Origin of the sequence: Rhodococcus sp. 06-462-5, from assembly GCF_002258315.1 — a bacterium.
In the GTDB taxonomy this organism is placed as follows: Bacteria; Actinomycetota; Actinomycetes; order Mycobacteriales; family Mycobacteriaceae; genus Rhodococcoides.
Genome location: NZ_NOYD01000005.1, coordinates 261,285 through 283,247, shown reverse-complemented (window position 1 = coordinate 283,247; position 21,963 = coordinate 261,285). Strand labels below are relative to the sequence as shown.

Genomic DNA, 21,963 nt, shown 5'->3' with positions numbered 1-21,963 from the left:
CCCGGTCGGCTCCGCCGACGGTGTGAACCCGATCGAGTTCGCCGACGTCATCGTCGTCGGCGGTGGATCCTGCGGTTGCGTTCTCGCGTCGCGGCTCAGTGAGGACCCCGATCGGTCGGTGCTGTTGCTCGAAGCCGGGCCGGCGTTCTCCGGCGTCGCCGATGTCCCGGCGGCCTTGCTCGACGCGTCGACGCTTCCGATCGGCCCCGGTAGCGAATGGGTGGGAACCTATGCGGCCGAACTCGCGGCGGGTGTGTCTCGGACGATCGCGCGAGGCCGGGTGCTGGGAGGCTCCGGCGCGGTGAACGGTGGCTATTTCGTCCGCGCCACGCCGGGTGACTTCGACGCTTGGCCTCAGTCGTTGTGGTCCTTCGATCAGGTGCTGCCGTTCTACATCGGCTCCGAAACCGATCTCGATGCCGGAGCGATCGATCGGTGGCACGGTTCCCGCGGGCCGATGCCGGTCTCGCGCACACCCGAGCAGGACCGACATCCTCTGACCGCATCGTTCGTGCAGGCCGCTGGGAACGCGGGTTTTCGATTCCACGAGGACCTGAACGCTCCCGCCGCGGCCGTGGGCGGAGTAGGTGCGGTACCGTCCAACATCCGCAACGGGATCCGCGTAAGTGCCGCTGTGGCATATCTTTTACCGGTCATCGGCCGAAAGAACTTACGGGTACAAGGCAATACGACGGTTGCGTCGTTGAAGTTCAAGGGCAGCAGGGTGATCGGGGTCGAGATCATCGTCGACGGGGTACGCACCGTCGTCGAGTCCGACACCCTTGTACTCTCGGCCGGCGCGGTGCACACCCCCGCGTTGCTGCTGCGATCAGGCATCGGAGCGTCCGAAAGCTCGGCTGCACTGGGGATTCCGGTGGTCGTCGACAGTCCGGGAGTCGGAGCCGGCTTCAGTGACCATCCCGAGGTTGCCGTTCCCGTGGTGCCGACGACGGAATTCTCGACGCCATCTCCTGCTCTGGAAGCAGTGTTGCATGCGGGCGACGTGGAGATCAGGCCGTACACCAGGAGATTCGATCGACTGATCTCCGGTCTTGCGCGTGGGCCGCACGTGTTCGGTGTCGGCCTCATGCGCTCGACGGCGCGGGGGAGTATCGCGCTGCGCAGCACGGATCCGTTCGAGGCCCCTGACGTGAGATACCGCTATCTCGAATCGGAGAGCGACCGGCGGGCGATGCGAGGTGGCGTCGAACTGGCGCGAGATCTGCTCGCGTCGCCGTCGATGCCCTGCAGCGTCGAAGTCCCCGCGATCGACGATCCCTTCGCGGCACTCGGTACGTCGCTGCACCTGTCCGGAAGCGCCCGGATGGGACCGGAGTCGGATCCGGGGTCGGTGCTCGACGAACACTGCCGCGTGCGCGGAGTGGACGGTGTCTTCGTCGTCGACACCTCGGCGTTTCCGGTGGTGCCCAGCCGGGGCCCGCATGCGACGGCCATCATGTTCGCCGAGCGCGCCGCTGCACTGGTGGGAGTCGAGCCGGCGCACTGAGTCGTGGCTGTTGAAGACCACGGTCGGCGCGTCGAGGCGTAGCGTTCGTGGTCTGGGGACCGTTCAGGTTCCCCGATAGATGGGTTACTGCCATGTCGGACAAATCGCCCCGCAACACGATGACCAAGAAATCCGGCAAATCTCTCAAGGACAAGCGCGCGGACAAGCGGGCCAAGTCGAGTGGTGACACCAGCAACGACATCATCACCTCGGCGGTCAAGAAGAAGTAGGCACCCGGGGTCGGCGCGACCGGCCTGGGCCGCGCGCGCCGGCCACGGCTGTATCCTGGCTTGTGAGCTGGGTTACAACGATGTGGACAGGTCACGGAGGAAGCGTCGAATGGCAAGCCGATCGAACAGTGGTGGCAACCCCTGGGTCGCCGTGCGCCCCGGCGAGGACATCGCTGTGCTCGCGCGCCAGATGTCCAGTGCCCACCAATCTTTCGTCGACGACATTCGTACCCAGGGCTCGACGGTGAGGTCCGTCGTGCTCGATTCGTGGATGCGCAGTCGAACCAAGGGCGTCGATCCCGACGGCGGCAACGACACTCCTGCGTTGACCGGGCCGGATCTCGAGCGTTACCGCAACGGGCACCCGATGGCCATCATCCGTCCTGTCATCCGCAAGCTGCTGGTCGAGGACGCTTCGGACACGGGTCTGCTCGTGGCCATCTCCGATGCCGAGGGACGGCTGTTGTGGGTCGAGGGTGATTCCGCGGCCAAGGACCGAGCGCTCACGATGGACTTCGCCGAGGGGGTCGATTGGAGCGAGGAGAGCAAGGGCACCAATGCCCCCGGCACTGCTCTCGCGGTCGACCACAGTGTGCAGATCTTCGCGTCCGAGCACTTCTCCAGGTCGGTGCACGAGTGGAGCTGCTCGGCGGCACCGGTTCACCACCCCACCAGCGGCCACATCCTGGGAGCCATCGATATCACCGGTGGCCCCCGCGTTGCGGTACCCGAGGTGCTCTCGCTGGTGCGTGCCACCGTCGCCGCCGCCGAATCCGAGCTACGCCTGCATCTGATGAACTCTCCGAAATCGCTGGGAGACACTGCTCCTCGGCTCGAGGTCCTCGGATCGGGACGGCCGGGAGTGGTGCGCGGTTCCGGCCGGATCCCGCTCTCGCAGCGACACGCGGAGATCCTGCTTCTGCTCGGGGAGCATCCCGAAGGCCTCAGCTCCGACCACCTCGCCGTGCTGCTCGACGAGCAGGAACTGGACTCGGTGACGATCCGCGCCGAGATGTCGAGATTGCGCAAGGCTTTCGGGACCGCAGGCCTGGCGTCGCGGCCCTACCGTCTGGTCGGCGAGCTGTCCTCGGACGTCGGCGACATCCGGCGTGCCCTCGACCGCGGCGACGTCGAGGCTGCTCTGCGTATCTACTCGGGCCCGGTGCTGCCCGGATCGTCCGCGCCCGGCATCGAGGAGATCCGCGAGGAACTGCGGTCGCGGATGCAGGCCGCATTGCTCCGACTCGGAGATCCGGTGCTGCTGGCGCAGTGGACATCGTCCATTCACGGTCGCTCGGACGTGATCGCGTGGGAGGCGTATCGGGCCACCCTGAGCAGTGATTCCGCGCTCTACGGGCAAGTCAGCGCACGCATCGATCTGCTCGACCGCGAACTGGGAATTTGACCGCAGGCTCCACCGGTCCTCGTGCATGAGACGAAGCAACGTAGTTGCAACGTTGCAACCCCTAGTGTCTTGAATCACACATCGCATCAACTGTGAAGCACGTGTCGATCAGGAGGATTTTCAATGTCCGTCTACGCCCGTCCAGGTACCGCCGATTCCGTCATGTCGTTCCAGTCGCGCTACGACAATTGGATCGGCGGCGAGTGGGTACCGCCGGTCAAGGGTCAGTACTTCGAGAACCCGACGCCCGTGACCGGCGAGAACTTCTGCGAGGTCGCCCGCTCCACGTCCGAGGACATCGAGCTCGCGCTCGACGCCGCACACGCCGCAGCGCCCGCATGGGGCAAGACCTCTGCCGCCGAGCGCGCCGTGATTCTCAACAAGATCGCCGACCGCATCGCCGAGAACCTCGAGTCCATCGCACTGGCGGAGTCCTGGGACAACGGCAAGCCGATCCGCGAGACCCTCAACGCCGATATCCCGCTGGCCATCGATCACTTCCGGTACTTCGCCGGCTGCATCCGCGCGCAGGAGGGCTCGCTCTCCGAGATCGACAGCGACACAGTGGCTTACCACTTCCACGAGCCGCTCGGAGTCGTCGGGCAGATCATCCCGTGGAACTTCCCGATCCTCATGGCCGTGTGGAAGCTCGCACCCGCTCTCGCTGCCGGTAATGCCGTGGTGCTCAAGCCCGCCGAGCAGACTCCCGCGTCGATCCTGCACCTGATCTCGATCATCGGCGACCTGCTGCCCGCCGGCGTGCTCAACGTCGTCAACGGATTCGGAGTGGAGGCAGGCAAGCCGCTGGCGTCGAGCCCGCGCATCGCCAAGATCGCCTTCACCGGCGAGACCACCACCGGCCGCCTCATCATGCAGTACGCGTCGCAGAACCTGATTCCGGTGACTCTCGAGCTCGGCGGCAAGAGCCCCAACGTCTTCTTCTCCGACGTGCTGCAGGCCAACGACGACTACCAGGACAAGGCCCTCGAAGGCTTCACGATGTTCGCCCTCAACCAGGGTGAAGTGTGCACCTGCCCATCGCGTTCGCTGATCCAGGCGGACATCTTCGACGAGTTCCTCGCCTTGGCCGCCATCCGCACCAAGGCTGTGCGACAGGGCGATCCGCTCGACACCGAGACCATGATCGGCGCGCAGGCATCGAACGATCAGCTCGAGAAGATTCTCTCGTACATCGAGATCGGCAAGGGCGAGGGCGCACAGGTCGTCACCGGCGGTGAGCGTGCGCAGCTCGGCGGAGATCTGAACGGTGGCTACTACGTGCAGCCGACGATCTTCACCGGCAAGAACAACATGCGCATCTTCCAGGAGGAGATCTTCGGCCCGGTCGTGTCGGTCACGTCCTTCAAGGACTACGACGATGCCATCGACATCGCCAACGACACCCTCTACGGACTCGGAGCAGGCGTCTGGTCTCGTGACGGCGGCGTCGCCTACCGCGCCGGACGCGACATCAAGGCCGGTCGCGTGTGGACCAACACCTACCACCAGTACCCCGCGCACGCCGCGTTCGGTGGCTACAAGCAGTCCGGTATCGGCCGCGAGAACCACAAGATGATGCTCGATCACTACCAGCAGACCAAGAACCTGCTCGTCAGCTACGCCCAGAAGGCCCAGGGCTTCTTCTGATGACCAGCGCTGCGCAGCCCGCGCGGCTGAAGACCACCGTCGAGGCGATGGACCTGCTCCGTCGCCTCGGCGGTATCCACGGGGAACTGATGATGCATCAGTCCGGGGGATGCTGTGACGGGTCGTCGCCGATGTGTTATCCCGCAGGCGAATTCATCGTCGGCGACCGGGATGTCCTCCTGGGATACATCGACCTTCGACTCGGGGTCGGCGAGGTCCCACAGGACCTGCCGACCGGGAGCGACGGTGTACCGGTGTGGATTTCGGGATCTCAGTTCCAGGCGTGGAAGCACACTCAACTGGTGCTCGACGTGGTTCCCGGCCGCGGTGGTGGATTCTCGCTCGAATCGCCGGAGGGAGTGCGGTTCCTCAGCCGCGGACGCGCTTACACCGCCGAGGAGAACGCCATCCTCGCGGAGCATCCACCACTGGTCGGCGTCGACTGGGAAGAAGGTCGACGACCGGAGGTTCCCGCAGACCCCTTGGTGGTCGCCGAGGCCGTCGACGCGTGTCCCGTCCCGGGGATGCTTCAGGGCTGAGTGCCTGCGGCAGTGGTGCGGTTGGATGCCGCAGGTGGCACATAACCGCACCACTGCGCGCAGCGCATACAGTGCGAAAGATGAAGAGCGCACCGAAGTCCGACGACGCCGACGGCGGCGAGAGCCTGCGCACTGTGGTCATCGCTTTCGTCGCCAATCTCGGCGTCGCGATCGCGAAGACGTTCGCGGCCGTGTTCACCGGATCGGCCTCCATGGTCGCCGAAGCTGCGCACTCGTGGGCGGATACCGGAAACGAGATATTCCTGCTCGTCGCCAATCGCCGTGGATCACGTGGGCCCGATGATCGACGGCCACTCGGGTACGGGCGGGAGACCTATTTCTGGTCGACGCTCGCGGCGATCGGACTCTTCGTCGCCGGTGCGGCCGTGTCGGTGTGGCACGGCATCACGTCGTTGCTCGCCGGCGAATCGAGCAGCGAGAACTACCTCGTCGCGTATGTGGTGCTCGCCATCGCTTTTCTGCTGGAGGGAGTGTCGTTCCTGCAGTCGGTTCGGCAGATTCGCGGTGAAGCGGCCGAATACGACAAGGACTTCCTCGACTACGCGCTCGAGACCTCCGATCCGACGCTGCGGGCAGTGTTCGCGGAGGACAGTGCCGCACTGATCGGCATCGTCATCGCCGGCACCGGAATCGGGTTGCATCAGCTCACCGGATCGGCGGCGTTCGACGCCATCGGCTCCATCCTGGTGGGTGTGCTGCTCGGAATCGTCGCCTTCGTATTGATCGATCGGAACCGTCGATTCCTCACCGGCGAACCGGGATCGAGAGCATTATGGAACGCGGTGGTGCAGCGGATCGAGCAACTTCCCGAGGTGGCGTCGGTCAGATTCGTGCGCATCGAGTTCGTCGGTCCCAAACAGATCTACGTGGTGGCGAGTGTCGATCTCGTCGGTGATTTCGCAGAATCACGCATCGCGCACACGCTCCGGCGGCTGGAGCGTGAGTTGGAAACCAACAGGGCTGTGGTGGACGCGGTACTGACAGTCGCCGAACCGGACGAGGGAGACATCGGCGACGTGAACGCCGTCGATACCTGACGTAATTCGCCCGTCACTCATCGATGACGCGGCGCTTACATCACGGGCCTATCTTGAACCGATTCGCGCGCCACACGTGTTGTGAATCGTCCCCTCGGGCGTGACCCCGCTCCGAGCGAATTGGTTACGAGAGGCTTGCAATGTCCGTAGTAGACCCCCAGTCGTCTCACTCGAAATCAGGCTCTCACGAGAGCACTCGGTCGCACGTCGAGGGCGGTGACTACCTGGCCAAGCGAACTCTGAAGAAGGGGACGGCAGGCTGGGTCCTGCTGGCGGGCCTCGGAGTCAGCTACGTCATCTCCGGTGACTACTCCGGTTGGAATCTCGGTCTCGCCGAGGGCGGCTTCGGTGGTCTGCTCATCGCGGCGATCATCATCGCGGGCATGTACCTGGCCATGGTCCTCGGTATGGCCGAGATGTCGTCGGCGCTGCCCGCCGCGGGCGGTGGCTACACCTTCGCCCGCCGCGCTCTCGGGCCGTGGGGCGGATTCGCCACCGGCACAGCCATTCTCATCGAGTACGCCATCGCTCCCGCGGCGATCGCCACGTTCATCGGTGCCTACGTCGAATCGCTCGGACTGTTCGGTATCACCGACGGCTGGTGGGTCTACCTGGCGGTCTACGCCGTGTTCATCGGAATCCACCTCTCCGGCGCAGGCGAAGCCCTCAAGATCATGTTCGTCATCACCGCGATCGCCCTGGTCGGGCTCGTGGTGTTCGCCATCGCCGCCATCGGGCAATTCGACGCGAGCAACCTGACCGACATTGCACCCACCGACGCCGCCGGAGCCTCGGGATTCCTGCCGTTCGGCTACCTCGGAATCTGGGCCGCCGTTCCGTTCGCCATCTGGTTCTTCCTCGCCATCGAAGGCGTCCCGCTGGCCGCTGAGGAGGCCAAGGATCCGACGAAGAACGTCCCACGCGGCATCATCGCCGCCATGGGCGTGCTGCTCGTCACCGGTGCCGTCGTGCTGTTCCTGGTGACCGGGGCCGGCGGTGCCGACGCCGTCAAGGAATCGGGAAACCCGTTGGTGGAAGCCCTCGGTGACGGAACCGCGAGCAAGATCGTCAACTACATCGGCCTCGCGGGATTGGTCGCGTCCTTCTTCTCGATCATGTACGCGTACTCGCGCCAGCTGTTCGCCCTCTCGCGCGCCGGATACTTGCCGAAGACACTGTCCATCACCAACTCTCGCAAGGCTCCGACGCTGGCGTTGATCGTGCCGGGCGTCATCGGCTTCCTGCTCTCCCTGACCGGTCAGGGCGGAATGTTGCTCAACATGGCCGTGTTCGGCGCGGCTCTGAGTTACGTTCTGATGATGGTCAGCCACATCGTGCTCCGTCGCAACGAGCCGAACATGGAACGGCCGTACCGAACCCCCGGCGGCGTCGTGACAACCGGATTCGCCCTGGTCATCGCCGCCCTCGCTGTTGTCGCCACCTTCGTCGTCGATTCCACGGCGGCACTGTGGTGCCTGGCCGTGTTCGTCGCGTTCATGGCCTACTTCGGCATCTACAGCAGGCATCATCTGGTCGCGAACTCGCCGGACGAGGAGTTCGCCGCACTGGCCGAGGCCGAGGCCGAGCTGGAATGACGATCTACACCCAGCAGGTCTCGGGCACCACCTACACGTTCGACGGGTTGGTCGACCTCATGGCCAAGGCGACACCGCTGCGATCCGGTGACGAATTGGCCGGCTGCGCAGCCGAATCGGATGCCGAGCGTGCGGCAGCGCAATGGGCGCTGTCGGAGGTCTCACTCGATGTCTTCCTGCACGATCTGCTCGTCCCGTACGAGAGCGACGAGGTCACCCGGCTCATCATCGATTCACACGACCGCATCGCATTCGGTGCCGTCTCGCACCTGACCGTCGGCGGCCTGCGGGACTGGCTGCTCCAGGTCACCGCGAGGCCGGACGCGGCGGCGACGTTGCGGTCGGTGGCTGCCGGACTGACTCCGGAGATGGTGGCCGCGGTCAGCAAGATCATGCGAAACCAGGATCTGATCGCAGTGTCGCGGGCGGTGCAGGTGACGTCGGCGTTCCGCACGACGGTGGGACTTCCCGGCACACTCACCACTCGGCTCCAGCCCAATCATCCGACGGACGATCCCCGCGGAATCGCCGCGGCCACGCTCGACGGGTTGCTGCTGGGATCGGGCGATGCGGTGATCGGGATCAACCCCGCGACCGATTCACCTCAGGCGACGGCCGAGTTGCTGCACCTGCTCGACGAGATTCGGCAACGTTTCGAGATTCCCACGCAATCGTGCGTGCTCTCGCACGTGACGACGACGATGGAACTGATCGACAAGGGCGTTCCGGTCGATCTGGTGTTCCAATCCATCGCGGGCACCGAAGGAGCCAATTCGAGCTTCGGAGTGAACGTTCCGCTGCTCCGGGAAGCCAACGAGGCCGGCCGATCGCTGCACCGCGGAACCGTCGGGAACAACGTCATGTATCTCGAAACCGGTCAGGGCTCCGCGTTGTCGGCGGGTGCGCACATCGGTACCGGCGACCGCCCCGTCGATCAGCAGACCCTCGAAACGCGTGCGTACGCGGTGGCCCGCGATCTCGAGCCGCTGCTGATCAACACCGTCGTCGGATTCATCGGACCCGAGTACCTCTACGACGGTAAGCAGATCATCAGGGCCGGCCTGGAAGATCACTTCTGCGGCAAGCTGCTGGGACTGCCGATGGGAGTGGACGTCTGCTACACCAACCATGCCGAGGCCGACCAGGACGACATGGACACCCTGCTGACGCTCCTCGGTACCGCCGGTGTCGCGTTCGTCATTGCGGTGCCCGGTGCCGACGACGTCATGCTCGGATACCAGTCGTTGAGCTTCCACGACGTGCTCTACGTTCGGCAGGTTCTCGGTCTGAGGCCGGCACCGGAATTCGAGTCGTGGCTCTCCCGACTGGGAATGGTCGACGCCGACGGTCGAGTACTGGACGTGGATGCAGCGGGAAGCCCGTTGCGCGCGTTGATGAGTGCGCGATGACCGGTGAGTCGGAGGTGGCAGGAGTGGAGCCCGCGGAACGACCAGGGAGTGCAGGAGTGGAGCCCGCGGAACGGCCGGAAACAGAGTTCTGGGGTGACCTGAGGGCGATGACCCAGGCTCGAATCGGTTTGGGACGCATCGGTGATTCGTTGCCGACCACGCGGGTGCTCGAGTTTCGTTCGGCGCATGCCGCTGCGCGGGATGCGGTGCACATGCCGCTCGAGGTCGAAGAGTTCGTGGGCCGGGTCGAGCAGGTGGGTCTCGGTGCACCGTCGGTGGTGACATCGTTGGCGACGAGTCGTGCGGAGTATCTGAGACGGCCCGATCTGGGTCGGCAGCCGAAAGATCTCTCGGCAGTGCCGCATTCCGAGGACGAGATCGGCATCGTGTTGGGCGACGGGTTGTCTCCGCGTGCGCTCGCCGATCACGGTGTGGCGATGCTCGAGGCCTTGAAAGCAGAGCTGTCGGATCGTTATTCGATCGCGGCTCCCGTGATCGCGACCGAGGCTCGGGTGGCGCTGGGTGATCACATCGCCGCGGCGATGGGTGTGCGGACGGTGTTGGTTCTGATCGGGGAGCGTCCGGGGTTGTCGGTCGCCGACAGTCTCGGTATCTATCTGACGCATCTGCCGAAACCCGGGTGCACCGACGCCGATCGCAACTGCATCTCCAACATCCATCCGCCGGAAGGCCAGGGGTATGCGCAGTCGGCACGAATCGTGGCAGGTCTGTTGGCAGGCGCCAGGAAGCTGGGGCGGTCGGGTGTGGCGTTGAAGGACACCTCGCGAGCCGATGTGCTCGAAGCGGCCGAGGCCCTGACACTCGACTGACGTCCCCCCTATTCGGGGGTGGCCGTACGTGACCGGGCTCACTACCGTGGGGATCATGGACAGTTACTCTTCCGGTCCGTCGGACACAGCGGTGCTGGACGACACCATCGGCGCGAATCTGGATCGCACGGCGGCGCGGTACTCGGATCGTGATGCCTTGATCGATGTTGCGTCCGGGCGGCGGTGGACCTACTCGGAGTTCGTCGCCGACGTCGACCTGTTGGCGGCCGGTTTGCTCGTGGCCGGAGTCGAGGTGGGTGACCGCGTCGGAATATGGGCTCCGAACTGCCCGGAATGGGTTTTGGCGCAGTATGCGACGGCCAAGATCGGTGCCGTGTTGGTCAACATCAATCCCGCGTATCGCTCGCACGAATTGCAGTTCGTGCTGAAGCAGGCCGGGGTGTCGGTGCTGTTGTCGGCCACGGAGTTCAAGGGATCGAACTACGCGGCGATGATCGACGACGTGCGTCCCGAGGTGGAATCTCTGCGTGAGGTGCTGTTCATCGGGAGCATCCAATGGGAGGCGGTGACCGATCGCGGCCATCGAGCGTTGGCGAAGACTCCGCGCATGATCACCGATGTGTCCGAGCGGCTCGGTGCCGACGATGCCATCAACATCCAGTACACCTCGGGAACAACGGGATTCCCCAAGGGTGCGACGCTCAGTCATCGCAACATCCTCAACAACGGCTTCTTCGTCGGCGAGCTCTGCCACTACACCGCCGAGGACCGCGTGTGCATTCCGGTGCCGTTCTACCACTGCTTCGGCATGGTGATGGGCAATCTCGCGTGCACGTCGCACGGCGCAGCGATGGTGATTCCCGGGCCCTCGTTCGATCCGGTGGCGACGTTGACGGCCGTCGCCGCGGAGAAGTGCACGTCGCTCTACGGAGTCCCGACGATGTTCATCGCCGAGCTGGCACTGGAGAACTTCGCCGATTTCGACCTCGGCAGTCTGCGTACCGGCATCATGGCCGGATCGCCGTGTCCCACCGAGGTGATGAAGCAGGTGATCGAGCGGATGGGGATGGCCGAGGTGTCGATCTGCTACGGCATGACCGAGACGTCTCCGGTGTCGCTGCAGACTCGAAGCGAGGACTCCATCGAGCAGCGGGTGTCGACCGTCGGACGCGTCGGTCCTCATCTGGAGGTGAAGATCGTCGACCCCGTCCTCGGCGAAACGCTGCCACGAGGTGAGGCGGGCGAGCTGTGCACCCGCGGCTATTCGGTGATGCTCGGCTACTGGGAGCAGCCGGAGAAGACCGCCGAGGCCATCGACGGCGAGGGGTGGATGCACACCGGCGACATCGGGGTGATGGACGGAGACGGCTACGTGGCGATCACCGGGCGGATCAAGGACATGGTGATTCGCGGCGGCGAGAACATCTATCCCCGCGAAGTGGAGGAGTTCCTGTACACCCATCCCGATGTCCTCGACGCGCAGGTGATCGGTGTGCCCGACCCGAAATACGGCGAGGAGCTGATGGTGTGGATCAGGATGAAAGACGATGCCGCGCCTCTCGATTCGGCGGCGATACGGTCCTTCTGTGACGGACGATTGGCGCACTACAAGATCCCGCGCTACGTGCACGTGGTCGACGAGTTCCCGATGACGGTCACCGGCAAGGTGCGCAAGGTGGAAATGCGCGAACGGTCGCTCGGATTGATCTGAATATCGCCCTCGGGCTGCCATACTCGCTGCCATGACCAGTGCGCTGTGGACACCGACGGATTCGGACGTCGCCGAGGCTCGGGTGACCGAGTTCGCGCGCTTCGTCGAGCAACGTCACGACGTAGAGCTGCCGGACTACCCGGCTCTGTGGCGGTGGTCGACGAACGAGCTGGAACTGTTCTGGCGAGCGGTGTGGGACTTCTTCGAGGTTCGCGCCTCCAGTGTGCCGACGACGGCGCTCGCAGAACGCACCATGCCGGGCGCGCAGTGGTTTCCGGGTACGCAGCTGAACTACGTCGACCAGGTGATCAGGCACGCTCGACCCGACCGCGCCGCGATCGTCCATGCCCGCGAAGACGGTTCGACGCGGACCGTGACGTGGGAGGAGATGATCGATCGGACCGGGGCGCTGGCGGGCACACTCGCCGACGCGGGAGTCCGACGCGGCGACCGCGTCGTCGGGTACCTGCCCAACGTTCCCGAGGCGGTGATCGCATTCCTGGCGACCGCGAGTCTGGGTGCGGTGTGGTCCGCGTGCGGGCAGGACTACTCGGCTTCGGCCGCGCGCGATCGTCTGGGACAGCTCGAGCCCACGGCCCTGATCACAGCCTCCGGATACGTGTACGGAGGGAAGTTCAGAGACAGGTCCAGTGATGTCGCTGCGCTGGTCGAGGCCTTGCCGACCTTACGGGTGGTGGTGACGGTCGGCGAGGCGTCGGGAAACGCAGTGAGCTGGTCTGCCGCAACAGCGCAGAGTCGTGAACTGGCCCCGGTCGCAGTGCCTTTCGATCACCCGCTGTGGGTGGTGTTCTCCTCGGGTACCACGGGGCTACCCAAGGGGATCGTGCACGGTCACGGCGGTGTGGTGCTCGAGCACCTCAAATCCGTTGCGCTGCACTCCGATCTGGGGCCCGAGGACGTGTTCTTCTGGTACACCAGCCCCAGCTGGATGATGTGGAACTTCCAGATCGCCGGCCTGCTGACCGGATCCACGATCGTGTGCGCCGACGGCAATCCGGCATTTCCGACGCCCGATGCACTGTGGGACATCGCCGGTCGGCTGGGTGTGACCTACCTCGGCACCAGCCCCGGTTACGTGCTCGCCTGCATCAAGGCAGACACACACCCGGGCGTCGACCACGATCTGTCGGCGCTGCGGGCCGTCGGCATCACCGGATCCGCGATGCCCGCCACGTCGTCGATCTGGTTGTCGGAGAACATCGGTGCGCACGTGCCGGTCTTCTCCATCTCGGGCGGAACCGACGTGGTGTCGGCGTTCGCCGGGGGAGTGCGGACCGCCCCGGTCTGGGCGGGGGAGCTGTCGGTGCCGTTCCTCGGCGTCGCGCTCGACGCCTTCGACGAGGACGGTGAACCCGTCCGCGGCACCGTCGGTGAACTGGTCGTCACCGAGCCGATGCCGTCGATGCCGCTGTACTTCTGGAACGACCCCGACGGATCTCGTTACCGGGACGCCTATTTCGCTACCTATCCGGAAATCTGGCGGCACGGCGACTGGATCACCGTGACCGATCGCGGCAGTGTGCTCGTGCACGGGCGATCCGATTCGACACTCAACCGCAACGGAATCCGCATGGGGAGCGCCGACATCTACCAGGCCGTCGAATCGCTGGACGAGGTCACCGAGGCACTCGTTCTGGGCATCGAGTTACCCGACGGTGGCTACTGGATGCCCCTGTTCGTGGTGGTCCCGGGCGGTGCGACCGACGAGTTGCGTGAACGCATCGAATCCGTGATCAGGACGCAGGCGTCGCCGCGACATGTTCCCGACGACATCGTTGCCACGCCCGCGATACCCCACACTCGAACGGGGAAGAAGCTCGAGGTACCTCTCAAACGACTCTTCCAAGGTGCCGCTGCTGCAGGCACTCTCGATGCGAGTGCCGTCGACGATCCGACTGCGTTGGCGTGGTTCGTCGACCGGGCGGCCGAGTTTCAGCGAGTCCAGCGCGCGAGGTAGGCCTTCTCCTCCGGCGCGATGCGGCGCAGGGTCTCGGCACCGACGTCGACCATCGCCATCCGGGTCGTCGCCACCACGGCCGGCGGCGAATCGGGTGCCGCGCCCGCCGCCCGAACCTCGTACCCGATGGTGAAATCGACCGCGCGTACCTTCTCGAACCAGAGCGTCACGTCGAGTGGACCGTCCGAGTGTCGGAGCGGCTTCTTGTACGCGATGGTCACGTTGGCGATCAACGCGCTCTTGATCAGAGACTCGTTGGCCTCGCCCTCGCTGAGCAGCCATTCGATACGCGCCTCTTCGAGCAGGGTGACCATCCGGGCATGGTTGATGTGCGCGAAAGCGTCCATATCGGACCAGCGCACCGTCACGCTCGCGTGATATCCGACGGGCTCGGTCGGCTCTGTCTGCATCGCAACAGGCTCTGTATCCATTGCTAGAGGATGGCATGCGCGCCCGTGAGTAGGACGCTCTAGAGTCCCAGGAGTGTTTATCGCCAATGTCGCACTGGATGGTTCCGGCGTGCTCGTCGACATCGAACTCGTAGGCTCGGTCATCGCGTCGATCACCCCCGCGGGCTCTCGACGCACACCGGGTGCCGAGGTGCTCGACGGTGGGGGCGGAGTGGCGCTGCCCGGGTTCGTGGACTCGCACGTGCACCTGACGCAGTGGGCGGCGGCGCGTCGGCGAATCGATGTCGGGCCGGCGATGTCGGCGGCCGATGCCGTCGCACTGGTGTACCCCTACGCGCGGACGGCAGGAGATTCGGTGGTGCGCGCCAACGGCTTCCGTGACGCGCACTGGCCCGAGGAGCCGCACAAGGACCTGCTCGAGAATGCACTGCCCGGTGCCCGGGTGGCCATGACGAGCATGGACCTGCACACGCTGTGGCTGAGCCCGGCGTTGCTCGACGATCTGGGTATCGATCACCCCACCGGGGTGCTCCGCGACGTCGACGGCCTCGAAGCAGTCATGGCGCTCGAGGAGCAGGACGACCCGGCCGAGCTCGATCGGGCCGTGCTCGACGCGACCGCCGCACTGGCGGTCCGCGGTGTCACCGGCGTCGTGGATTTCGAGTTCGCAGACAACAAGACGGTCTGGGATCGACGCCTGACGGCCGGATCTCCTGCGGTGCGCATCGACACTACGGTGTGGCCCCAGTGGCTCGACGAGGCACTCGATCGCGGCGAGCGGACCGGAGACGTCTCGGCCCACTCGGAACTGATCAGGCGCGGCCCGCTCAAGGTGATGCTCGACGGTTCACTCAATACTCGAACGGCGTGCTGCCACGATCGGTATCCGGGCATCGACGGTGACGACGCGTACGGGCTGTTGCTCGAGACCCAGGAGAGTCTGTTCGAGCTCGTTGCACGTGCGTCACGCGGCGGCATCACGGCGGCCGTCCACGCGATCGGTGATCGCGCCAACGGTGTCGCGCTCGATGCATTCGAGCGCGCCGGCTGCGGTGGTCGAATCGAACATGCACAGCAGATCCTGCCGGAGGACATCACGCGTTTCGCCGACTTGGGCGTCACGGCATCGGTACAACCGCAGCACGCGATGTCCGATCGCGACATCGCCGAGGACCTGTGGGCCGGACGCCGCTCGGTGGCCTACGGCTACGGCTCGCTGCACCGAAGCGGTGCGAGGCTGCTCTTCGGTTCCGACGCCCCGGTCAGTCCACCGGAGCCGTTGGCGGGAGTCGCCGCAGCGGTGTTCCGTACCGACGACGAGCGACCCCCATGGCACCTCGACGAAGCAGTGCCCCTCGAGGTTGCCCTGCGCGCGTCGTGCGGTGGCCGTGGGTCACTCCGAGTGGGGGATGCGGCGGACATCGTCGTTCTCGTCGAGCATCCCGTGCACCGTTCGGTGCACGATCTCGCCGAGACGGAGATCAGAGCCACGATCTGCGCCGGTGCGCTCACTCACGCAGCTGGGGGGTAGGCGCCCGGTTCGGCGAGAACTGGAAGCGTACGGCGAAGCACCGCCTGCGCGGACATGAGAAATTACTCATGTCGCCTTCATCGTCGTCTCACACACCGCAGAGACAGTGGTGGCGTGAAGTTCGCACCCAAGATCGCAGTCCTGGCGGCCGTGGTGATCGTTCCGGTGGGCGTAGCGCTGGCGAGCACTGTACTTGCCGATACCCCGCAGTCACCGAGCTTCGAGCCGCGGGTCACCGTCGGAGTTGCGACATCGAGCGCGTCACCCCAGCCGTCCGACGCGGCACCGTCGTCGGCCCCATCGAGTGCCCCGGCCCCACTGGGCAATACGGCACCAACGGCCAACCCGGGCGGATCGACCGCCGCAGCTCCTCCCATCGCCACGGGTGCAGCGGGCGAGACGGCTCCGGCCGCACCGGCCCCTCCAGCGGCGCCGCAATCCATCGTCGTCCCCGCCCCGCCGCCTGTCGAGGTCCTACCGGACTGGGATGACGACGACGACTTCGGCGACCAGGACGATGCGGACAGCGACGACGCGGAAGACGACGACGGGTGAACTCGACCGAAGAATCGATCGACGACACGAAGGCTCGCACCGAGGCGCTCGCGCCGAAGGGGCCGGGACCAGAGCCTGCGCTCCGTAGCGCCCGGGTAGGGACGCGGGTTCCGGCGCGGGTGCGCATTCTCGGCTGGCTGTTGTTCGTCATGGCGCTGGCCATGCTGGCCGTCGGGGTTGCCGTGCGAACGATCCTCCTCGCGGAGGTCGAGCGAGACACCGCAGTAGCTCTCGAGCAGGAGATCGGCGAGTTCAGCGAGTTCGCTGCCACCGGTCGCGACCCGGACGACGGGTTGCCGTTCGGCAACGTCGCCGATCTGCTCCAGTTGCACCTGCAGCGCCAATACCCGGACGATGACGAGATCCTGTTCGGCTACACCGATCGACTGTTGCGTCAGGAACGCAGCGGTCCAGGAGATCTGGTCGCCGATGCGGCTGTCGTGTCGGCCATCGTGAACTCACCCGACAGTGTTGGATCCACGCAGACTTCGGAAGGCGAAGTCGCCTGGGCGAAACAGGTCGCCGAACCGTCCGGCGGGGGCCAGGCCGGAACTTTCGCGATCGGAATTCTCGTCGACCGCGAGCGCGGCGACGTGTCCGACACCGTTCGCGTAGTGGTCGGAGTGTCACTGATGGCATTGCTGTTCACGGGCGGCATCGCCTGGGTGGTGGCCGGACAGATCCTTGCGCCCGTGCGCCTGGTTCGCCGGACCGCGGCCCAAATCACCACCGACGACCTGTCCAGGCGGATCGAGGTGGGCGGTCGCGACGATGTTGCCGAGCTGGCCGACACGTTCAACGACATGCTCGATCGACTGGAGGCCGCGTTCGCCGCGCAGCGACAATTCGTCGACGACGCGAGCCATGAGTTACGAACGCCGATCACGATCGTCCTCGGGCATCTCGAACTGATGGGCGACGATCCCCGTGAGCGCGAAGAGACGGTCCGGCTCGTCACCGACGAGTTGGACCGAATGAACCGGATCGTGGAGGACCTGTTGCTCCTCGCCAAAGCCGAGCGCCCGGATTTCGTCCACAAGCAGCCGGTGGATCTCGAAACCCTCACGCGCGACATCGACGCGAAGGTCCGCGCGCTCGCCGACCGCGACTGGATACTGGGGCACGTCGGTACGGGCTCGGTAGGGGTCGATCCGCAACGAGTCACCCAGGCAGTGCTTCAGCTGGCGCAGAACGCGGTGTCGCACACCAGGACCGGTGACCGGATCGTGGTGGGATCGGAGCGTGCCGAAGATCGAGTTCTGTTGTGGGTGAGTGACTCCGGACCCGGTGTGTCCAGCGAGGACGCGAGAACCATCTTCGAGCGGTTCGCCCGGGGCAGTACCGGATCGAGTCGCTCGGACAATGGCGGCGCGGGTCTCGGTCTGTCCATCGTGCGTGCAATCGCCGATGGGCACCACGGTGCCGCGACGCTCGACAGCAGGCCCGGTGCGGGTGCCACATTCGGGCTCGACCTGCCGGCCCGATGAGTGAGCGACGATGAGCCGAATACTGATCGCCGAGGACAACGAGCGCATCTCGTCCTTCGTCGAAAAGGGATTGAAGGCCAACGGCTTCACCACCACCACTGTTGCCGACGGCATCAATGCGATCGACTGTGCGTCGACCGGAGACTTCGACCTCGTCGTGCTGGATCTGGGCCTGCCGGGCAAAGACGGGTTCGAGGTGATCGCATCACTGCGCGGCGCCGGTGTCGGAGTTCCCGTGATCATCCTGACGGCCCGTGACTCGGTGCACGACACCGTGACCGGCCTCGAAGGCGGAGCGGACGACTACATGACCAAGCCGTTCCGATTCGAGGAGCTACTCGCACGTATTCGATTGCGTCTGCGTGGCGGTGACCGAGAGCCCTCGGTCTCCGTTCTGCAATCGGGCTCTCTGGCAGTGGACCTGCTCACCAGACGTGCCGTGGTGAACGATGCGGTGGTGTCGTTGACCTCACGCGAGTTCGTTCTGCTCGAGATGTTTCTCCGTCACCCGCGGCAGGTCCTCTCGCGTGAGCAGATCCTCAGTCACGTATGGGGATACGACTTCGACCCCGGTTCCAACGTCGTCGATGTCTACGTTCGTATGCTGCGCAAGAAGATCGGTTCCGGCCGAATCGAGACGGTGCGCGGGATGGGGTATCGACTGGCCTGAGCGGATCGCTCATGAAAGAACGCTCATCGACTGTTCATCGACGTTTCATCGGTCGGCCCGAGACTGGTTCACATGAACACGGTCAGCTTCAGAACGCAGCCACCTCCGGTCCCGGAACCCTTGCAGTCGTGGCGCTTTCGCGACCTGGTGACCCGCAGGGTGGTTCAGGTCGTCTCGAGTTCGGGTGCGCTGCTGGTGCTCCTGGCCGTACTCGCAGGCGCGGCGGACGGATTACCCGCCGCGGGACGCACCACGCTCGTGGTGTTCACTGCAGCTGTCGCACTCTGGGTGTTCACGAAGATCGACGACACCTACGTCGCTCTCGGTGCCGCACTGGCTCTGGTACTGACCGGTGTGGTGAGCACCGACGGACTGTTCGACACCCTCGGCGAGGAGACCATCTGGCTTCTCATCGCGGCGTTCATCATTGCCGCTGGAGTTCGCGAGTCCGGTTTGGCAACGCGCGCAGCAGTGTTCATCGTCAGCGGCGCGGGCACCGTACGCCAGCTGGCGCACCTGGTGACGGCCGCCCTGATAGTGACCGCCTTCGCGATCCCCGCCACCTCAGGTCGTGCGGCACTTGCGCTGCCCGTATTTCTGGCGCTGGCGCAGGCGCTTGCCGAGCGCAAGCGAGTGGTGCGGGCGTTGGCAATCCTGTTTCCTACCGTCATCCTGCTGTCCGCCGTGGCGACCCTCATCGGCGCTGGGGCACATCTGATCACCAGCCAGGTGCTCGAGAGCGCCACGGGCACCGGCATCAGCTTCACCGCGTGGTTGTTGCTCGGTGTTCCGCTGGCCGTGGTCAGCAGCCACTGTTCAGCGGAACTCGTGCTGCTGCTGTTCACCGATCGTGAGGATCGTCGAATCCCACTGGCGGTGAACGTGTCCGATCTGGCGTCGCGGCTGCCGACGCCGGTGACGGGACCGCTGACCATCGCAGAGAACCGGGCCGCGACCCTGCTGGCCGTCGTCATGGTGCTGTGGTGCTCCGAACCGTTGCACGGCGTGCACCCTGCCGTCATCGCTCTGCTGGGTGCGTTGATCTCCACGTCACCGCGCTTCGGTACGACCGAGTTCGGAAAGGCTCTCGCTACTGTGCCGTGGTCGCTGCTGCTGTTCATGGCGGCGACGCTGGCCCTCGGGACCGCGTTGACGACGTCCGGTGCGGCAGGGTGGCTCTCGGACGGGTTGTTCACGGTGGTCCCGATCGGGTCGGCACCGCCCTGGGTGTTCATCGCGGTGGTGATCGTCGTCTCGGTTGCCTCGCATCTTCTGATTCAATCTCGCTCGGCGCGTTCGTCCGTCCTCGTTCCGCTGGTCGTGACCACGGCTCTGGCGCTCGGAGTCGATCCCGTGGCCGCGGCATTCGCCTCGACGGCTGCAGCGGGCTTCTGTCACACCATGCCGTCCTCGGCGAAGCCGGTGGCAATCTTTGCCAAAGCCGAAGGTGTGGAGACGTATTCACCGAAGGACTTGCTACGCCTGTCCGCCTTTCTCGCGCCGCTGACCGCAGGGACCGTGCTGTTCTTCGCCGTGTTCGTGTGGCCTCTGCTCGGCACCCCCATCGCCTGATCTCCCACCCTCGAAAAGGAATCGATCACCATGCCGTCTTCCACCCCACTCCGGTTCGTCGTCGCCCCGTCCGGTTTCAAGGAATCTCTCGGTGCCGACGAGGTCGCGTCGGCTATTGCCGCTGGTATCCGCCGGGTGGTACCCGGGGCCATCGTCAACTCGGTCCCCCTCGTCGACGGGGGTGAGGGATCCGCGCGCGCCCTTGCCGGTGCCACCCTGGGCAAGGTGATCGACACCGTCGTGACAGGGCCGGTGGGCAAGCCGGTCGATTCCCATTTCGCTCTGCTGGGAACGGACGGGCCGGTCACAGCGGTCGTGGAGATGGCGGCAGCGGCCGGTCTGTCGCTGGTTCCGCGAGACATGCGCGACCCGACGGTGACCACGAGTCGCGGAGTCGGTGAGCTCATCCGCGCCGCCCTCGACTACGGTGCCGAACGAATCCTGTTGGGCTGCGGCGACTCCGGCACCTCGGACGGCGGTGCGGGGCTCCTACAGGCGCTCGGAGTGCGACTCCTCGATGCCGACGGCGTCGAATTGGGCGACGGCGGAGGCGAGTTGACTCGGCTCGACCACATCGATGTATCCGGCCTCGATTCACGGCTGACTCCGGGAAGCGGTGTGGAGATCAGGGTCGCATGCAACCCACACAACATTCTCTGTGGGCCCGGCGGGGTCGCACGGGTCTTCGCACCGCAGAAGGGGGCCAGCTCGACGCAAGTGGAGATCCTGTCGGCTGCGATGGACCGCTGGGCCGAGGTGTTGGAGCGTGACGTGTCGACGCGACCGGCCGGTCTGAACCTCCGCACCGGGCCCGGTACCGGTGCGTCCGGCGGGATGGGGGCAGGTGTGGCAGCGGTCCTGCGGGCCGAGCTGCTACCGCGCTTCGAGGTGATGCTCGATCACGTCGACCTCGACAGTCTCATCGCGACAGCCGACCTGGTGTTGACCGCCGAGGGGGCCATCGACAAGCAGACGCCGAAGGGGAAGATCCCGACGGAGGTCGCCCGCCGAGCCAAGCTTCACGGCAAACCTGTGGTGGCACTCGCGGGAACCATCGGTCTCGACGCCCGCGCCAACTACGACTCGGGTATCGACGCCTTCGCCGGCATCCTGCCCTCTCCGGTCGAGTTGGTCGAGGCGCTCGAACGGGGTGCCGAGTTCCTGACCGACGCCACGGAGCGAGCGATGAGATTGATTCTGGTCGGAGCGACCCTGGGCCACTGAGTCGGCACCGGTCGAGCGGAATCGACCGCGCGCATCGTCCGTACGACGCACGAGAGCTGGTCGGGGATGTCCGAGCAGTGCGAATCGGCCCCGCAGACCTGCGGAAGTGTCCGAGATCGCCGCTTCTGTCGGACCACCCGCGTAGCGTGACAGCGATGACGTCGATCACCGATCCGCGCGTACGCGAGTTTCTGTCCGCGGGCACCCGCACCGGCAAGCTCGGGTACCTCGCCTCCGACGGAAGGCCACTGGTGGCACCCATCTGGTTCGTCGTCGAGGGCGACGCAATCGTGTTCAACACCGGGGCCGACACGGCGAAGGGGAAGTCGATCAGCCGTGATCCACGCGTCGTGCTGACCGTCGATCTCGAGGAGCCACCGTACGGATTCGTCCAGGTGCAGGGCATCGCGTCGGTCGACGAGGACCCCGCCGAGTTGGTCCGCACAGCGACCGAGATCGGGGCCAGGTACATGGGCCGCGAGCGAGCCGAGGAGTTCGGCGCTCGGAACGGCGTACCGGGCGAATTGATCGTACGGATCAGGCCGTCCAAGGTTATTGCCGCTTTCGACATGACGGGATGACGACCGACGAGATCCGCGCTGTCGGGCCTGTAGATTGACCGGGTGCCGAATGAGTCGGAGTGT

19 protein-coding genes are annotated in these 21,963 nt (G+C 65.5%); 18 read left to right on the top strand and 1 reads right to left on the bottom strand.

The features are described from left to right. Window positions 1–22: 22 nt before the first annotated feature. The 11 genes from mftG (at window position 23) to CH251_RS03450 (ending at window position 13,870) form a co-directional block, all read left to right on the top strand. Window positions 23–1,507: a mycofactocin system GMC family oxidoreductase MftG gene (mftG, locus tag CH251_RS03495; RefSeq protein ID WP_094611837.1), complete on the top strand. Its 1,485-nt coding sequence runs from the start codon at window positions 23–25 to the stop codon at window positions 1,505–1,507. A gap of 92 nt (window positions 1,508–1,599) precedes the next feature. Further along, window positions 1,600–1,737, top strand: a complete 138-nt coding sequence (locus tag CH251_RS27355; RefSeq protein WP_167326762.1) for a hypothetical protein — start codon at window positions 1,600–1,602, stop codon at window positions 1,735–1,737. 109 nt (window positions 1,738–1,846) lie between these two features. Then, complete coding sequence (locus CH251_RS03490; protein WP_094611836.1) at window positions 1,847–3,142, top strand: transcriptional regulator; 1,296 nt, start codon at window positions 1,847–1,849, stop codon at window positions 3,140–3,142. A gap of 123 nt (window positions 3,143–3,265) precedes the next feature. Beyond that, window positions 3,266–4,789 (top strand): aldehyde dehydrogenase family protein, encoded by a 1,524-nt coding sequence (locus CH251_RS03485; RefSeq protein ID WP_094611835.1) that lies wholly within the window; start codon window positions 3,266–3,268, stop codon window positions 4,787–4,789. Next, window positions 4,789–5,328 (top strand): DUF779 domain-containing protein, encoded by a 540-nt coding sequence (locus CH251_RS03480; RefSeq protein WP_179273616.1) that lies wholly within the window; start codon window positions 4,789–4,791, stop codon window positions 5,326–5,328. The genes CH251_RS03485 and CH251_RS03480 overlap by 1 nt, the downstream gene beginning before the upstream one ends. A gap of 80 nt (window positions 5,329–5,408) precedes the next feature. After that, complete coding sequence (locus CH251_RS03475; protein ID WP_094611834.1) at window positions 5,409–6,386, top strand: cation diffusion facilitator family transporter; 978 nt, start codon at window positions 5,409–5,411, stop codon at window positions 6,384–6,386. A gap of 140 nt (window positions 6,387–6,526) precedes the next feature. Then, entirely contained in the window at window positions 6,527–7,981 is a 1,455-nt protein-coding gene (eat, locus tag CH251_RS03470; protein WP_094611833.1) for an ethanolamine permease, read from the top strand. After that, window positions 7,978–9,390, top strand: a complete 1,413-nt coding sequence (locus tag CH251_RS03465) for an ethanolamine ammonia-lyase subunit EutB (RefSeq protein ID WP_094611832.1) — start codon at window positions 7,978–7,980, stop codon at window positions 9,388–9,390. The genes eat and CH251_RS03465 overlap by 4 nt, the downstream gene beginning before the upstream one ends. 56 nt (window positions 9,391–9,446) lie before the next feature. After that, window positions 9,447–10,220 carry an ethanolamine ammonia-lyase subunit EutC gene (gene eutC, locus CH251_RS03460; RefSeq protein ID WP_373454911.1) on the top strand — a complete coding sequence of 258 codons (774 nt, stop codon included), beginning with the start codon at window positions 9,447–9,449 and terminating at the stop codon, window positions 10,218–10,220. A gap of 55 nt (window positions 10,221–10,275) precedes the next feature. After that, the gene (locus CH251_RS03455) at window positions 10,276–11,892 is read left to right on the top strand and encodes an AMP-binding protein (RefSeq protein ID WP_179273617.1); all 1,617 of its coding nucleotides are present in this window, start codon (window positions 10,276–10,278) and stop codon (window positions 11,890–11,892) included. A 31-nt stretch (window positions 11,893–11,923) separates the two neighbouring features. After that, complete coding sequence (locus CH251_RS03450) at window positions 11,924–13,870, top strand: acetoacetate--CoA ligase (RefSeq protein ID WP_094611829.1); 1,947 nt, start codon at window positions 11,924–11,926, stop codon at window positions 13,868–13,870. Here the strand turns inward: CH251_RS03450 and CH251_RS03445 are convergent. Continuing rightward, window positions 13,846–14,280: a thioesterase family protein gene (locus tag CH251_RS03445; protein ID WP_045195989.1), complete on the bottom strand. Its 435-nt coding sequence runs from the start codon at window positions 14,278–14,280 to the stop codon at window positions 13,846–13,848. The genes CH251_RS03450 and CH251_RS03445 overlap by 25 nt on opposite strands. Window positions 14,281–14,353: 73 nt before the next feature. Between CH251_RS03445 and CH251_RS03440 the strand changes: the two genes are divergently transcribed. The 7 genes from CH251_RS03440 (at window position 14,354) to CH251_RS03410 (ending at window position 21,900) form a co-directional block, all read left to right on the top strand. Next, window positions 14,354–15,811, top strand: a complete 1,458-nt coding sequence (locus CH251_RS03440; protein WP_045195987.1) for an amidohydrolase — start codon at window positions 14,354–14,356, stop codon at window positions 15,809–15,811. A 114-nt stretch (window positions 15,812–15,925) separates the two neighbouring features. After that, entirely contained in the window at window positions 15,926–16,366 is a 441-nt protein-coding gene (locus tag CH251_RS03435; RefSeq protein ID WP_094611828.1) for a hypothetical protein, read from the top strand. After that, on the top strand, window positions 16,363–17,853 hold the full coding sequence (locus CH251_RS03430; RefSeq protein WP_256978779.1) for an ATP-binding protein: 1,491 nt from the start codon (window positions 16,363–16,365) through the stop codon (window positions 17,851–17,853). The genes CH251_RS03435 and CH251_RS03430 overlap by 4 nt, the downstream gene beginning before the upstream one ends. Window positions 17,854–17,863: 10 nt before the next feature. Then, window positions 17,864–18,523: a response regulator transcription factor gene (locus CH251_RS03425; protein ID WP_094611827.1), complete on the top strand. Its 660-nt coding sequence runs from the start codon at window positions 17,864–17,866 to the stop codon at window positions 18,521–18,523. Window positions 18,524–18,595: 72 nt separating this feature from the next. Beyond that, window positions 18,596–20,095, top strand: coding sequence for an SLC13 family permease (locus CH251_RS03420; protein WP_094611826.1), 1,500 nt, complete (start codon window positions 18,596–18,598; stop codon window positions 20,093–20,095). 30 nt (window positions 20,096–20,125) lie between these two features. Beyond that, the gene (locus CH251_RS03415) at window positions 20,126–21,319 is read left to right on the top strand and encodes a glycerate kinase (protein ID WP_094611825.1); all 1,194 of its coding nucleotides are present in this window, start codon (window positions 20,126–20,128) and stop codon (window positions 21,317–21,319) included. A gap of 155 nt (window positions 21,320–21,474) precedes the next feature. Continuing rightward, window positions 21,475–21,900, top strand: coding sequence for a PPOX class F420-dependent oxidoreductase (locus CH251_RS03410; protein WP_094611824.1), 426 nt, complete (start codon window positions 21,475–21,477; stop codon window positions 21,898–21,900). Window positions 21,901–21,963 lie beyond the last annotated feature (63 nt).

Bases quoted from the DNA above. Each gene is read 5' to 3' on its own strand.
- CH251_RS03415 (WP_094611825.1), top strand. From the start codon at position 20,126: ATGCCGTCTTCCACCCCACTCCGGTTCGTCGTCGCCCCGTCCGGTTTC.
- CH251_RS03450 (WP_094611829.1), top strand. From the start codon at position 11,924: ATGACCAGTGCGCTGTGGACACCGACGGATTCGGACGTCGCCGAGGCT.
- CH251_RS03485 (WP_094611835.1), top strand. From the start codon at position 3,266: ATGTCCGTCTACGCCCGTCCAGGTACCGCCGATTCCGTCATGTCGTTC.
- CH251_RS03420 (WP_094611826.1), top strand. From the start codon at position 18,596: ATGAACACGGTCAGCTTCAGAACGCAGCCACCTCCGGTCCCGGAACCC.
- CH251_RS03480 (WP_179273616.1), top strand. From the start codon at position 4,789: ATGACCAGCGCTGCGCAGCCCGCGCGGCTGAAGACCACCGTCGAGGCG.
- eat (WP_094611833.1), top strand. From the start codon at position 6,527: ATGTCCGTAGTAGACCCCCAGTCGTCTCACTCGAAATCAGGCTCTCAC.
- CH251_RS03445 (WP_045195989.1), bottom strand. From the start codon at position 14,280: ATGCAGACAGAGCCGACCGAGCCCGTCGGATATCACGCGAGCGTGACG.
- CH251_RS03410 (WP_094611824.1), top strand. From the start codon at position 21,475: ATGACGTCGATCACCGATCCGCGCGTACGCGAGTTTCTGTCCGCGGGC.
- CH251_RS27355 (WP_167326762.1), top strand. From the start codon at position 1,600: ATGTCGGACAAATCGCCCCGCAACACGATGACCAAGAAATCCGGCAAA.
- CH251_RS03475 (WP_094611834.1), top strand. From the start codon at position 5,409: ATGAAGAGCGCACCGAAGTCCGACGACGCCGACGGCGGCGAGAGCCTG.
- CH251_RS03490 (WP_094611836.1), top strand. From the start codon at position 1,847: ATGGCAAGCCGATCGAACAGTGGTGGCAACCCCTGGGTCGCCGTGCGC.
- CH251_RS03425 (WP_094611827.1), top strand. From the start codon at position 17,864: ATGAGCCGAATACTGATCGCCGAGGACAACGAGCGCATCTCGTCCTTC.
- CH251_RS03455 (WP_179273617.1), top strand. From the start codon at position 10,276: ATGGACAGTTACTCTTCCGGTCCGTCGGACACAGCGGTGCTGGACGAC.
- CH251_RS03465 (WP_094611832.1), top strand. From the start codon at position 7,978: ATGACGATCTACACCCAGCAGGTCTCGGGCACCACCTACACGTTCGAC.